The following is a 13,560-nucleotide window of genomic DNA, read 5'->3' on the forward strand; positions in this document are numbered from 1 at the left end:
AAAAAAGCACTGATGCGAGTAGTCGCCATGTACAATGAGCGTTTAGAGTAAATCACTATGTCAATCAACGACCTTTTGCCCTCCGTAGCCACCCTGTCACATGCCGATAAATTCAGGTTAGTGCAAATTCTTCTCGAACAATTGACAAAGGAAGAGGGTATCTCTGCCCGGCAAACACCAGCACCGGCGGAGACCTTTAACCCGCGCAGTTATTATGGAGTAGCTCATCAATCCCGACAAATGATTGACGAGTATATCGCAAGCAGCCGGGACCAGTATCGTGATTGAGAAAGATGGAAAATTGGTGTGGATTTCAGCCGAAGAGCTGCGCCGCCAGGCATCCGAGGCAAAAGAATCTATCAATCCCGAGCCTCCCGACTTGGTATTGTGATTCATTGCAGGATACCCCTGAGTTCCTATATTAACAGACAACAGTGGACTCATTGAAATTCAGTTCAGCAGGGGACTGCACTATGCTTTTAAAAGACCGTTACATAAATCCCTTTACCGACTTTGGTTTCAAGAAAATCTTCGGCTCCGAGGTAAACAAGGATCTGCTGATAGCGTTTCTGAACACGCTCTTGCCTGCCGAGGCGGGGACCGTTTCTGACCTTTCCTTTTTGCCCAATGAGCAGGTCGGGCGGAGCGAGTACGACCGCAGAGCAATTTTTGACCTTTATTGTGAAAATGAAAAGGGTGAAAAATTTATTGTAGAGATGCAACGGGCAAAGCAGAACTACTTCAAGGATCGATCGATATTTTATGCCACCTTTCCTGTTCAACAGCAGGCGCAGAGTGGATCGTGGAATTTCTGCCTGAAGTCGGTCTACATGGTTGGTATTCTTGATTTCGTCTTTGATGAGGATAAAGCCGATAATGAGGTCGTTCACCATGAAGTAAAGCTGGTTGACCGTTCAACGGGCGCAGTTTTCTCCGACAAGCTCACCTTTATTTACCTCGAACTTCCCAAGTTCACCAAAACGATTGAAGAGCTTGTTACTGACTTCGACAAATGGTGTTTTCTTCTCCGCCACCTCCCTGAGCTTACTGATCGCCCGGCTCCTCTTCAGGAGAGGGTCTTCCTCAAGGTATTTGAACTGGCAGAAATCGCAAAGTATTCGAGTGTTGAAGCGGCAGCTTATGAAGAGAGCCTCAAGATATATCGTGACCTGAAGAATGTTGTCGATACCGCTTATGATGAGGGCAAGGCTGAGGGGATAGTAGAGGGGAGCCAGCAAAAGGCCATGGAAGTTGCAAAAAGGCTTAAAGAGTCAGGTCTTAATATCGAAACGATTTCACGTTGTACCGGTCTGCCGATTACTCTTGTGGAAGGGCTATAGTCAGGGTTTGCGCTTTTCCCCTTGGACCGATCAGCAGAAAAGCAATGGAGCACACTAAAAATCAGTCATGACCGAACAAAACCAGAAACAAATGGGCACTACCCTCTGGGGCATTGCCGACCAACTGCGCGGAGCCATGAACGCCGACGATTTCCGCGACTACATGCTCTCCTTCCTCTTCCTGCGCTACCTCTCCGACAACTACGAAGCCGCTGCCAAAAAAGAGCTGGGCACGGACTTCCCGGATAGCCGGGAGCAGCCCGGCACCACGCCGCTGCAACTCTGGTATAACAACAATCCCGGTGATAGTGCTGAATTTGAAAAACAGATGCGCCTCAAGGTGCACTATGTCATCCAGCCGCAATACCTCTGGGGCAGCATTGCCGAAATGGCCCGCACGCAGGACGGGGAGTTACTGCATACCCTGCAAAAAGCCTTTGATTACATTGAGAACGAATCCTTTGCCAGCACCTTTCAGGGCCTCTTTTCGGAAATCAACCTCAGCTCGGAAAAACTGGGCAAGCACTATACCGATCGCAACGCCAAACTCTGCACCATCATCACCAAAATCGCAGAGGGGCTGGCCGGGTTTTCAACAGACAGCGATACCCTTGGCGATGCCTACGAATACCTGATCGGTCAGTTTGCCGCCGGTTCCGGCAAAAAAGCGGGCGAGTTCTACACCCCGCAGCAGATCTCCAGCATTCTCTCCGCCATTGTCACCCTCGACAGTCAGGAACCATCCAGTGGCAAGAAAAAGTATCTGATCAGTGTGCTCGATTTTGCCTGCGGTTCCGGCTCACTGCTGCTCAATGTGCGCAAGAAAATGGGGCAGTATGGCATTGGAAAAATCTACGGGCAAGAGTCCAACATCACCACCTACAACCTGGCACGCATGAACATGCTGCTGCACGGTGTGAAAGATTCCGAATTCGAAATTTTCCACGGCGACACCCTCCTCAACGACTGGGAGATGCTGCGCGAAGCCAACCCCGCCAAAAAGAAGCACTTTGATGCGGTGGTGGCCAATCCACCCTTCAGCTACCGCTGGGAACTCACCGACGCCTTGGGCGACGACGTCCGCTTCAAGAACTACGGCCTCGCCCCCAAATCCGCCGCCGACTTCGCCTTTCTCCTCCACGGCTTCCAATACCTCGCCAAAGAGGGCACCATGGCCATCATCCTCCCTCACGGCGTCCTCTTCCGAGGCGGCGTAGAAGAGCGCATCCGCACCAAACTGCTCAAAGACGGCCACATCGACACCGTCATCGGTCTGCCTGCCAACCTCTTTTTCTCCACCGGTATCCCGGTCTGCATTCTCGTGCTCAAAAAATGCAAAAAGCCCGACGACGTGCTCTTCATCAACGCCAGCGAACACTTCGAAAAAGGCAAGCGCCAGAACCGCCTCCGGCAGGATGATATCGATAAAATTGTTGAGACCTACCAATTCCGCACAGAAGAAGAGCGCTACTCCCGCCGGGTCTCAATGGATGAAATTGAATCCAACGGCTATAACCTGAACATCTCTCGCTACATCAGCACCGCCACAGCAGAAGAAGAGATCGACCTCACGGCAGTACACGCTGATTTGGTTAACCTCGAAGAGCGAATTGTCCACGCTACCAACAAACACAACCAATTTCTTCAAGAGCTTGGGTTGAATCTTTTACCGGTTGGCAAGCAGGGAGCAGCTACTGATTGATGGCTCTCACATGGTTATAACAACAATGATCATTAACCCACTGGCCGCCACTTCGCGCTTTTGCAGCTTGCAGCCCACACCGCAAAGCCTGCTTCTGCTGCACACCGCTAACCAGCCACACAAAACCCCGCCCTTCGCATTCCAATATTTTACGTTATCTTTCCACTTTAAACGCGCTACTTCAAGCTCGTTGCGATGTGTGGTAAATGACTGGTTTGCGAAGAGGCTGTGATGCGTTCCAGAAACTGAGGAAGAGGGATCTTGAATACCTATGTCTGTTAACTCCTGATAGCGAACATTGGGCAAAGAACATCAAAATGTGGTTTTGAACATAATTGATAACCTAAACCATCTCAAATAAAGCGCTACATCATCGGTTTACTTGCAGCAATCCTTTTACTGTAACCATGCAAGGGGTTAACCGAAACGCCTTCACAGGAGCAAATAACCCAATGGCGCAGTGCAATGCTCGGTAAAATGTATTTTTTTGGCCAAGGTGTGGCCAAGAATTACATCGAAGCGATGCAGTGGTATCGCAAAGCAGCAGAGCAAAAGCTGCCAGAAGCTCAGAAGGCATTAACAAGATTAGAGAAAGGCTGATATCAAGAACGCCAACCCAAACCATGAACATTTGCCTCAGCGAAGACCGTGAAATCGATAAATGATGCAGAATCAAGTAATAGTTGTTGGTAAATACCGGGAAGCTATGGTAATGGTAATAACAGAAAAGTTATGTCTGAGGTAACGAGTACAGATAAGGACCCATGTATCCATCACCGCTTTCTGGATGAAGCTGGCGATACCACTTTTTACGGCAAAGGGAAGATTTCAGTTATTGGCAATGAAGGTTCATCGCACTGTTTTATTCTTGGAATGCTGAAAATCAATGAGCCACTTGATACGGTAAGAAAAAAAGTTATTGAACTGCAGCAAGCTATTGCCGAAGACTCCTACTTTCACGGTGTTCCAAGCATTGAAAAAATGAAAGCCTCTTGCGGCTATTTTCTTCATGCAAAAAATGATCTCCCTGAAGTAAAAAAAATGGCTTTTGACTTGATCAAAACTATTGACTGCAGTTTTGAAGTCGTCGTTGGCAGAAAAATACCAACTCTTTACGAAAGCAAACACAACGGCAAAGAGGCCGAATTTTATGCTGACCTGCTTTCTCATTTACTGAAAAACAAACTCAATGCATACAGTAAACTGGTTTTAAACATATCGCATCGAAGCAAGTGTACAACGCATACGAACCTTCAAAAAGGACTGAGCAAAGCTGTCACCAGGGCACAATCGAAAGCACCTGATAAAGCAAACGATTGCAGCGTTGTCTTCAACGTCCAACAGCCCACAGCAGAACCATTACTGAATATTGCGGATTATTTTTGCTGGGCGATTCAGCGTGTTTTTGAACGCGGTGAAACCAGATATTACGATTATATCAGCGACCAGGTTGCTATGGTGCAGGATCTCTACGACTTCGAAAAGTGGAAAAGTCGAGGTAATTATTACAACCGGCAAAAAAAGTTATCGAGCGATAACTGCCTGAAAAACAACAAATAAAAAAAGCCCATCATTGCACTAAGAAGGATACCCTTCAACGGCTTGGAGCCGACCTTCATGCAACACAGGCTGAGATTAATATACAAGAAATAAAATAAAAAATAATAGGGGATCTTGATTGCGTACCGCAAACCGGCAAGAAAGCGGGCGAGTTCTACACGCCGCAGCAGATCTCCAGCATTCTCTCCGCCATTGTCACGCTCGATAGTCAGGAGCCATCCAGTGGCAAGAAAAAATACCGGTATGCATTCTGGTACTCAAAAAATGTAAGAAGCCCGACGATGTGCTCTTCATCAACGCCAGCGAACACTTCGAAAAAGGCAAACGCCGGAACCGCCTGAGGCAGGATGATATCGACAAAATTGTTGAGACCTACCAATTCCGCAAAGATGAAGAGCGCTACTCCCGCCGGGCCTCAATGGATGAAATTGAATCGAGGTGGTGAGCTGGTGGGCAAGGTAGTAAGATGCTTGATAGGTTATTTATTAAAATTCAGTTTTCACGGCAAAACTGAGATGAGTTTGTCAGATACTGTTCCGGCCCAAAACTCTATTGTTGACCGGTAAAAGTCTTGTTCTGTGGTTACGTACCATACCGTTTCCTGTTAAGCAGCAGTGTGAAAACTACGCAACAAATCAAGCGATACTTAAAATTCCTGTGTATATTCTTCTTCGGCGTACCCTGTAAGCGATGCGGTAATCAGCATATATTATGCCAGCCTGTACAATATGCGGAAATACAATTGAAAAAATGTGTTAACTGTATACTAAATATAAGATTAGCAGTATTCCTGGTCATGAGCTTCTGCTCGTTTGGTGTGGGTTGTAATTCAACAATCTGCAGATTAGGGCAGATCAATCTGATTGTTATTAGATTGACCTTTTCGGTCGAGGATGCGAAACACAGACGTTCTCCCTGAAATCTGACCTTTCCTGAAACGTTGACAATTATTTTTTGTAAATCTATGCTACAGATATGAAAACACTACCTGTGGGTGAAGTAAAAGCCCAACTCTCTGAGATCCTTGAGAAAGTGAAGCAGGGAGAGTCTTTTGGTATCCTTTACGGCAAGAAAAAGAGACCAATTGCCATGATCGTTCCTTATCTCGATTCTGAAAAGAAAAAAGAGCGGAAAATCGGGATTCTTGACGGAAAAGTTAAAATCACATTTGCTGATAATTTCAAAATGACTGAGGAAGAGTTTCTTGGACTGAAATGAACTATTTACTGGATACCCATACATTCATTTGGTCTATCTATATCCAGAAAATACACAGTGATCAGCAAAGAATCCGAATTTGCAAAATTTGTTCCACATGGATTAAAGTTATTGTGGAAATAAGCTCTCGGCCAAAAGTCATTCGGTAATCATTACCAAAGCCGTCCAAGCTTAAGAACACTTCCTCCTTTCAGGTTCTTTCTGGCGTAATAAGCCTTCAAGACTTCTGGAAAAAATTCAACTAACCTCATCAAATAAATATAATGGAGCGAATTGTAAACGCTACCAACAAACACAACGAGTTTCTTCATGAGCTTGGGTTGGCTCCCTTACCCCTCGTCAACCAGAGAATTGATACTTGATGGCCCTAACGGTTAATGTACCGACGCCAAAATAGAATCCAGACAATGCGCCCTCAGCATGTTCAGTCATGCTTTTTTCAGCGCTATGTGAAAGCGGAAAGTTCATGATCTTGCTGTGGGGCAGGAGAGAGGCAAGAGGCGGAATCAGCGTAGCAACAACATCTATGGATAAACAATGAAACAGTAGTTGCCTGTCAGGGGGAGTCCGCTTAACCGGCTGGTTGGGCTTTTTCACTTATTTTTTTAATGTTTTTTGAAATTCCATAGCTTTTTCACTTATCTCATCTCCACTCAATCCCTCAAAAAGATTTTTTCTCCATTTTGTATAATCGAATTTTTCTCTCTGAATAAGAGCGATAAATTTTTCACTTTCAACCATCCCAAGGTTATGATTTAATACCTCAAAACCCGCCAGCTTTATTTCAGAATCAGTTCTCATTGTTTAGTATCCCATTCAATAATAAAATTTACAGGATTTATTATCTTTATCTCCGGGTATTCTTTTGTTTTCTTTAAAAGCCCTTTATCTACCGTTAAAAAATATTGGCATTGTAATGAACAAGCACATGCAACATGTAAAGCATCAAGAGATTTTAATCCGATAGCTGTCAGCTCATTCATTTTCTGCAGAATCTCCTCTGTTTCATTAACAAATAAATCAGCCACATCTTTCCATCGTTGAATTTCAATCCTTTTTTCAGGGAAAGGATTAGCATTATTTTCAAAATCAAGAATGTAAGACCACCCCAACGAAAAACGTCCTGATTTTATTTGCTCCTGAATACCTAACTTTGCTTCTGTTTCCAGTCGTACGCTTAACAATGACTGGTCATCAAAGGGTCTGTTGAAACAGCAATTATCAAGATATACTCTCACTTTATTTTGCTTTTGTTAACAAACTCATATTTGGAAATCCAGTGTGTCAAGCTGCCAAGCGCTAATAATAAAACCAACGCTACGCATAACATAAGAAATAATACAGTTTTCTGACAATATTTCCGTGAACACGGAGTGTCGTCTTCGCTCTCACCAGTCGTTCTGAACTTGCAACCGATCGCGCCCGGAGTAGCGGCGCACGATGCTTTTGCCTGGCTTTGCAGCTCATCATCATAAAGCGAGAAGGCAAAAGAGGTGGTGAGTCAGTAATCAAGCCCCTCGCTCATCAAGCAAATCAAGCTCCGGAGCCAAAAAATCCTGCCAATTCAAAAATCCTGAAAAACAAGGATCACCCCTCTTGCATGAATTAATTTTACATTGTATATTTACACTGTAAAATTAATCAGATTATCACCATGGCAAGACCAGTTAAAAAAGAGCAGATTCCACATCTTCAGGAGGCAATAAAAGAGAGCGCGTGGCGGCTGATTGCGGAGTTTGGTGCGCCAGCCCTTTCGTTGCGTGCTATTGCCCGTGCTTTGAGCATTACGGCACCGGCTATTTACAACTACTTCCCGGATCGTGATGCATTGGTGACTGCGCTCACCATTGATGCTTTTACCTCATTTGGTGATGTGCAGCTCAAGGCACGCGACAGCTTTCCGCCAGAGCAGCTCCTTGAACGTTTCCGGGCGATTGGTCTCGCTTATCGTGATTGGGCTCTGCGTTATCCCCAGCGCTACCAGCTTATTTTTGGCACTCCTATTCCCGGTTACGAACAGCAACAGCAGGAGATTATACCATCAGCAATACGCTCCATCAGTGCACTGGTCAGTGTGATTGAGGATTTTCGTGTTGCTGGCAAGCTGAAGAGCGAAGACTTTCCGGCAATACCGCCTGGGTATGAGGCGCAGCTTTCGGCCATGAAAACCTGTACCAGCAGGTATCATTTTCTCTCGCATGGTGTTGCCCTGATTGTCTGGAGTCGTGTCCATGGGCTGGTGTCGCTTGAAATTGGCGGTCGCCTTCCACCATTCGGGGTTGACGGAGAGGGGCTTTATCACTTTGAATTACAATCTATTGCCAAACAATTTATAGAGGAGTAACGATGAAAACCTTGATTCTTGACGGGTCGCTGGCAGGCGACAGGGTTGGCACTTATTCGGCTGCAACTTTGCAATCAGCCGCTGTTGCCCGAGGCTGGGCTGCAGAAGTGGTTGTGCTGCGCGACAAAAAAATCGGCAACTGCATGGGTGATTTTTTCTGCTGGCTGAAAAGCCCCGGCAAGTGCCATGTGGCTGATGAGCATCAGGAGATATCGAGAAAGTACCTTGAAAGTGACCTTGTTATTTTTCTTTCACCGATTACGTTTGGTGGTTACTCCTCGACGCTCAAGAAAATGGTGGATCATCAGATACAGAACACCTTGCCATTTTTTACCACTATTGACGGGGAGATTCATCACCAGAAACGGTATGACAACTATCCGGATATTCTTATCATTGGCTGGCTGGAGGAACCGGATGCAGAGGCCGAATCTGTTTTCCGGAATCTGGCCTGGCGAAACTCCATCAACTTCTACGCAAAGTCGCATGTGTGCGGTATCCTCTACGGGACTCAATCGGAGCGTGTGACCAAAGAGCAGCTTGATCGTTTGTTTGAAAAGGTGGTTCGTCGGGAGTCGGATAGAGATGCAACGCTGCCGACGATCACCTGTTCATTAGCTCCCGCAACTCCGGTTCAGCGGGCGCTTCTGCTGGTTGGTAGTCCGCGCCTGGAGAAGAGCAGCTCTTCATCACTGGGCTCCTATCTTTTTGAGCAGTTGCAGCAGCAGGGTGTTGAAACCGAAACGATCTATCTTTACAAGGCTATCAATACCGCCGCTCGCATGGATGCGCTTCGGGATGCCATTGATCGTGTGGATCTGATTGTTCTTGCCTTTCCGCTCTATGTGGATACTCTTCCGGCGCCGGTTATTTCGGTTTTCGAACATGTTGTGACGCATTGCAGGAAAAAATTGAAGACAACACGTTTTACTGCGATTGTCAATTGTGGTTTTCCCGAGGCCTCCCAGAATGCCAATGCCATTGCAGTTTGTGCTGAGTTTGCCCGATCTGCCGGATTTGAGTGGATGGGGGGGCTGCCACTTGGAGCAGGCGAGGGGATGGTTCACGCTCAGCCACTTCAGCAACTTGGTGGACAGGGCAGATCACTCCGGCAGGCACTGGAGAGAGCAGCAGGGGAGCTGGCCGATGGTCAACCGGTTTCTGACAAGAGTCGTGAGTTGCTGGCCAAGCCAGTGATACCAGTATGGATGTACAAGTTAGGTGGAACTATTGGCTGGACGATGAAGGCAAGAAAAAATGGGACGCAAAAGCTGCTGAAGGCAAGACCGTATCAGAAAGTGACGCCGGGATGAGTATGCAGGTCGGTTTCGATAACTGGCGAGAGGCTCTGTGGCTGAACCGAGAGAGAGCGCTGTTCGCTACCCCCGGTGTAACAGCCCGTTTTTCGGTCAAAAAGCTTTATCTTTCTTCTCGTTGTAAAAAAAGTGTGGAGTTGCATTGGGGAGGATACCTGATATGGGCTAATGTTATAATATATATGTTGATGATGAAAAAGCTGCCAGTAGGGATACAGACCTTCAGTGAAATTATTCATGAGGATTATCTCTATATCGATAAGACAGAGATTGCCCGTAACCTGATTGAGAGCTTTAAATATGTCTTTCTGTCGCGGCCCCGGCGTTTCGGCAAAAGCCTCTTTCTTGATACGCTGAAAAATATTTTTGAGGGGAAACGGGAGCTTTTTCGGGGGCTGCTGATTGAGGAGCAATGGAACTGGGAGGTGACATATCCAGTCATCAAAATCAGCTTCAGTGGTGGAGTATACAGCCGGGAAACCCTTCGCAAAAACCTCTTCTATATCCTGAATGATAATCAGGAGAGGCTTGATATTACTTGCGCGGAAAAAGAGGATCCCAACCAGTGTTTTGCAGAGCTTATCAAAAAGGCCTCTCAAAAGTATCATCAAAAGGTGGTCATCCTGATTGATGAGTATGATAAACCGATTCTGGACAATATTGAGAACATTCCAGAAGCTCTGGTCATTCGGGATGGGATGCGTGATTTTTACACAAAAATCAAGGAGAGCGACGAGTATCTGCGCTTCGCATTTCTCACGGGGGTGAGCAAATTCTCCAAAGTGTCGCTCTTCAGTGGGCTGAACAATCTTGAAGATATCAGCCTGAACCCTGATTATGGCAATGTTTGCGGGTACACCCAGCTTGATCTGGAGAGCTCTTTTGCGCCATATCTTGAGGGGGTGGATATGGAGCAGGTCAAACGGTGGTACAATGGTTATAACTTTTTGGGTGACAGGGTCTATAATCCTTTCGATATCCTGCTCTTCATCAAAAACCATTATGTGTTCGACAATTACTGGTTTGAAACCGGTACGCCGCGTTTTTTGGTTGAGCTGATTAAAAAGAACAGCTATTTTCTCCCTGGTTTTTTAAACATCAACGTTAACAAGCGGCTGGTCAACAGCTTTGATATTGAAAATCTTGATCTTGAGACCATTCTGTTTCAGACTGGCTACTTGACCATCAAGCGGCTGATACCATCGGGCATGGGAGTTCGATACGAGTTGGGGTTTCCCAACAAGGAGGTGCAGATCAGTTTCAACGAGTATATTTTGCAATCGATGACCAGCGGTTCACAAAAAGAGCTGATCCGTAGTGAGCTGCTTGATCTTATTGAGGCCGGAGAGGTTGAACGTTTGGAGCCAGTTATCAAGCGCCTTTTTGCCAGTATTGCCTACAATAATTTCACCAACAATGACATTGAGCGTTATGAGGGCTTTTATGCCAGTGTGCTCTATGCCTGTTTTGCCAGTATCGGGGTGGAGATTATCGCCGAGGACGTCAGTAACAAAGGCAGAATTGATCTGACCTTGAAGGCCGGGGGGAGAACCTTTCTCTTTGAATTCAAGGTGACCGACGGGGAGCCGCTTGAGCAGATCAAGAGGATGAAGTATTACGATAAATATAGTGGTGAACGGTATTTGATTGGCATCGTCTTTGACCCGAAGGCAAGAAATATCAGCCGGTTTGAGTGGGAGAAGTTGTAAAGCTTGCAAAAAATATTTTTACAATCTCGCAACCTGGCAGCCAGGTTGCGAAAAAGATCAGGTCAGAATGAGTATTTCAGGCCAGCCGTGTAGAAAAAGTCATTTCCTCCCGGTTGCCCGATTGTCTGCGACAGGTTCAGCATGACGGAGATGGCGCTTGTCAGATCGGCATCGGCGCCAGCAGAGAGGCGGACGAAAGCGTGGTTCGATGCGCCTGTCGTTGTCCATGAATTGACGATCAGCGGCGCAGAGGTGGCGCTGTATTGGATGATACGGTCTGAGCCTTCGAAATTGTTTTCAACGGTGACGTTCAGATAGGAGTCGAGCTTCGTGCTTCCCAGGTCGAAAGCACAGCGAGCCTGTGCACCTACACTACCGAGTACGGTTTTGGCAGTTTGTTCGTACAGATTGAGCGTGAGAGCTGGATCGCCATTTTCGCTATAACCGTCAATATGTGCCTGAACATAGGTGAGTCCTGCAATTGGGCCGAGCCGCAATGACGGGGCGACGTCAAAAAGATAGCCACCTTTCAATGCCGCAGCGAACGTTTCACCGTCCGGCTTGGCGGTGATGGTACTGACAACGCCGGAACGGCTGTTGGAATAATTCAGCCAACCGTAAGCGAGCAGGCTCTGAAGGAAGAGGTTTTTCTGTGTATAGGTACCATAGAGTCCAAGCTGGTTGACCTCTGCGCTGGTGGTTCCGTCATTCTGGCTCAGGTTCAGAGAGGGATTTGCAAAACGATAGGCCGTGGCAACCATGGTCTCGGAGGTCGGGCGATACTCTATGCCGAGCGTTGTGCCGAGGTCATCCGAATGATACCCTTGCGAATTGTCGCTGGAGGAACGATTGGATACAACGCCATTGCCCTGCACGAAGAGGGACCATGAGTTTGACCCGATTCCTGGGGTGGCGGAGTTTTTCGCGGTCGTAACGTTGAACAGATCAAGTTGGCCGAACATGGTGTCGACAAAGGCGTCCGCTGCACTCAACCCAAGCTCGCAGGTTGCGGGGAATGTCTCAGGGGCGTTGAGGCGATTGGCAATGTATTCTGCCACAATGGTAAAGCCGGCCGAAGTCAGATGCACCTTATCGAGGTAGAAAAAATATTGGTTTATCAGGGCTGGATCACCCATGTTGGATGTCGGAGCAGCCGTTGCGTATTGCAGTCCGTAAAGCGACGGATTGGCCACAACGTTCGATTCGATCATGGCAAGGTCGACATATTCGACCCGAACGCCTGAGGCTGCCACTATCGACAGATGTTGCTGCATCAGGTTATTATAGGTCTGGCTGTAGGCCGACCCAACGGCGACCGCCGAACCGGGGTGGGTTGCTGCCTCGGGGAGGCCAGAGACATCGCCAGCGGTGAAAACAAGCGTTTTTGCGCCCGCTCCGACAAGTGCGTTGATTCCGGTTATCGCGTTGTCTGCCGAAGCAGTAGCGGCAGATGGGACGCCTGCCATTGAGCCGTCGTTTTTATAATAAACGCGTGCGTCATTGCCACCGATGTTGAGAGTCACCAACGCATTCGGCTCAATGACATCACCGGAAGCCAGAAAACCTTGCCACTCACTGGTGAAGCCCGGCAGACCAGGAAATTCATTAGTTGTTCCGGTCTGCGCACCACCGAGGGCATAATTGTCCTGAGCAATGCCATAAAGGCTTACCAATGTGTCGATATAATTGGTTCCACCGCTGAACCTTCCTGTCGGATAGATCGTGTTGATATAAGCGAGTTCACTTGCGTAGGCAGGGATCGTCGCCATGATATTCTGAATGTTGCCTTTATCGGCATAGCTATCGCCGAAAGCAACAATCGAGGAAAATGGCCGGGCATCAGCGCAAGCCAAAGGTGCGGCGCTCAGGGCGAGTGCGGTCATCAAGGCGTATCGAAGCTTCCCTGGCAAAAAATGGCGGCGGAAAAGCGTGACGAAATTTCGATGGCTCATGCCTTTCTTGAAAAATTTCGCCGAATGTTCCAAAAGGAACTCTGGATTGTTCCGTTGAGCTGACTTCATTTTCATGTTTGATTTTTTTGTTCCGAATGAGCCTTTTTCAAGTACTTCCAATTTATCGAAAATGGGGAAAGAAACGTATCGTTTACAAGTGAATTTTTATGGTACATGTTTAGGGGTGTGCTCATATTTTAGCCCAATCTGCCTGGCCTTGCAGCTTTCTCCGGTATAAGTTGAATCAACCGTCAATATGCAGAAGGGCATTTTTTAAGAGGAGATAAAATATTCGCCTTATACCAGAGAAGTGCAATACTTTCCTTACCTTAATTTTTAAGAGCGGCTCCGGAGCGGGCAAGCTGCGTCGATGTTGGTAGTGTTCGAAAGTCTCGCTTCTGTCACGGGTGGAATTTTTT

General features: G+C 47.1%; 14 protein-coding genes. 10 read left to right on the forward strand and 4 right to left on the reverse strand.

What is annotated here, in order from left to right; translation table 11 throughout:
- The first annotated feature begins 57 nt into the window (after window positions 1-57).
- From AC56AD_RS03685 to AC56AD_RS03695, 3 genes are all read left to right on the forward strand, one after another.
- Window positions 58-288, forward strand: a complete 231-nt coding sequence (locus tag AC56AD_RS03685; RefSeq protein WP_012507537.1) for a hypothetical protein — start codon at window positions 58-60, stop codon at window positions 286-288.
- A gap of 185 nt (window positions 289-473) precedes the next feature.
- Window positions 474-1,340 carry an Rpn family recombination-promoting nuclease/putative transposase gene (locus AC56AD_RS03690; RefSeq protein WP_012507538.1) on the forward strand — a complete coding sequence of 289 codons (867 nt, stop codon included), beginning with the start codon at window positions 474-476 and terminating at the stop codon, window positions 1,338-1,340.
- A 67-nt stretch (window positions 1,341-1,407) separates the two neighbouring features.
- Window positions 1,408-3,042: a type I restriction-modification system subunit M gene (locus tag AC56AD_RS03695; protein ID WP_012507539.1), complete on the forward strand. Its 1,635-nt coding sequence runs from the start codon at window positions 1,408-1,410 to the stop codon at window positions 3,040-3,042.
- Window positions 3,043-3,048: 6 nt separating this feature from the next.
- On the opposite strand, the gene AC56AD_RS03700 is transcribed toward AC56AD_RS03695, so the two are convergent.
- Complete coding sequence (locus tag AC56AD_RS03700) at window positions 3,049-3,348, reverse strand: hypothetical protein (protein ID WP_041526414.1); 300 nt, start codon at window positions 3,346-3,348, stop codon at window positions 3,049-3,051.
- Window positions 3,349-3,507: 159 nt separating this feature from the next.
- Between AC56AD_RS03700 and AC56AD_RS03705 the strand changes: the two genes are divergently transcribed.
- From AC56AD_RS03705 to AC56AD_RS03720, 4 genes are all read left to right on the forward strand, one after another.
- Window positions 3,508-3,642 carry an SEL1-like repeat protein gene (locus AC56AD_RS03705; protein ID WP_012507540.1) on the forward strand — a complete coding sequence of 45 codons (135 nt, stop codon included), beginning with the start codon at window positions 3,508-3,510 and terminating at the stop codon, window positions 3,640-3,642.
- A 132-nt stretch (window positions 3,643-3,774) separates the two neighbouring features.
- Window positions 3,775-4,602 (forward strand): DUF3800 domain-containing protein, encoded by an 828-nt coding sequence (locus AC56AD_RS03710; RefSeq protein ID WP_012507541.1) that lies wholly within the window; start codon window positions 3,775-3,777, stop codon window positions 4,600-4,602.
- A 283-nt stretch (window positions 4,603-4,885) separates the two neighbouring features.
- Window positions 4,886-5,047, forward strand: coding sequence for an N-6 DNA methylase (locus tag AC56AD_RS03715; protein ID WP_263053220.1), 162 nt, complete (start codon window positions 4,886-4,888; stop codon window positions 5,045-5,047).
- 530 nt (window positions 5,048-5,577) lie between these two features.
- Entirely contained in the window at window positions 5,578-5,820 is a 243-nt protein-coding gene (locus tag AC56AD_RS03720) for a type II toxin-antitoxin system Phd/YefM family antitoxin (protein WP_012507542.1), read from the forward strand.
- Window positions 5,821-6,417: 597 nt separating this feature from the next.
- Here the strand turns inward: AC56AD_RS03720 and AC56AD_RS03725 are convergent.
- Entirely contained in the window at window positions 6,418-6,621 is a 204-nt protein-coding gene (locus AC56AD_RS03725) for a hypothetical protein (protein WP_012507543.1), read from the reverse strand.
- A complete protein-coding gene (locus tag AC56AD_RS03730; protein WP_012507544.1) occupies window positions 6,618-7,058 on the reverse strand; it encodes a PIN domain-containing protein in 441 nt (146 codons plus the stop codon). The genes AC56AD_RS03725 and AC56AD_RS03730 overlap by 4 nt, the downstream gene beginning before the upstream one ends.
- Window positions 7,059-7,474: 416 nt before the next feature.
- Here AC56AD_RS03730 and AC56AD_RS03735 point away from each other — a divergent pair, with 416 nt between their 5' ends.
- The 3 genes from AC56AD_RS03735 to AC56AD_RS03745 all read left to right on the forward strand — a co-directional run bounded on the left by AC56AD_RS03735 (window position 7,475) and on the right by AC56AD_RS03745 (window position 11,189).
- Window positions 7,475-8,164 carry a TetR/AcrR family transcriptional regulator gene (locus AC56AD_RS03735; RefSeq protein ID WP_012507545.1) on the forward strand — a complete coding sequence of 230 codons (690 nt, stop codon included), beginning with the start codon at window positions 7,475-7,477 and terminating at the stop codon, window positions 8,162-8,164.
- Window positions 8,165-8,166: 2 nt separating this feature from the next.
- On the forward strand, window positions 8,167-9,477 hold the full coding sequence (locus tag AC56AD_RS03740; RefSeq protein ID WP_273278560.1) for an NAD(P)H-dependent oxidoreductase: 1,311 nt from the start codon (window positions 8,167-8,169) through the stop codon (window positions 9,475-9,477).
- Window positions 9,478-9,671: 194 nt separating this feature from the next.
- Window positions 9,672-11,189 (forward strand): ATP-binding protein, encoded by a 1,518-nt coding sequence (locus AC56AD_RS03745; RefSeq protein ID WP_041526673.1) that lies wholly within the window; start codon window positions 9,672-9,674, stop codon window positions 11,187-11,189.
- A gap of 62 nt (window positions 11,190-11,251) precedes the next feature.
- Here AC56AD_RS03745 and AC56AD_RS03750 read toward each other — a convergent pair whose 3' ends face one another.
- Window positions 11,252-13,141 carry an autotransporter domain-containing protein gene (locus AC56AD_RS03750; RefSeq protein WP_012507548.1) on the reverse strand — a complete coding sequence of 630 codons (1,890 nt, stop codon included), beginning with the start codon at window positions 13,139-13,141 and terminating at the stop codon, window positions 11,252-11,254.
- Window positions 13,142-13,560 lie beyond the last annotated feature (419 nt).

This window comes from Pelodictyon clathratiforme, from assembly GCF_982375515.1.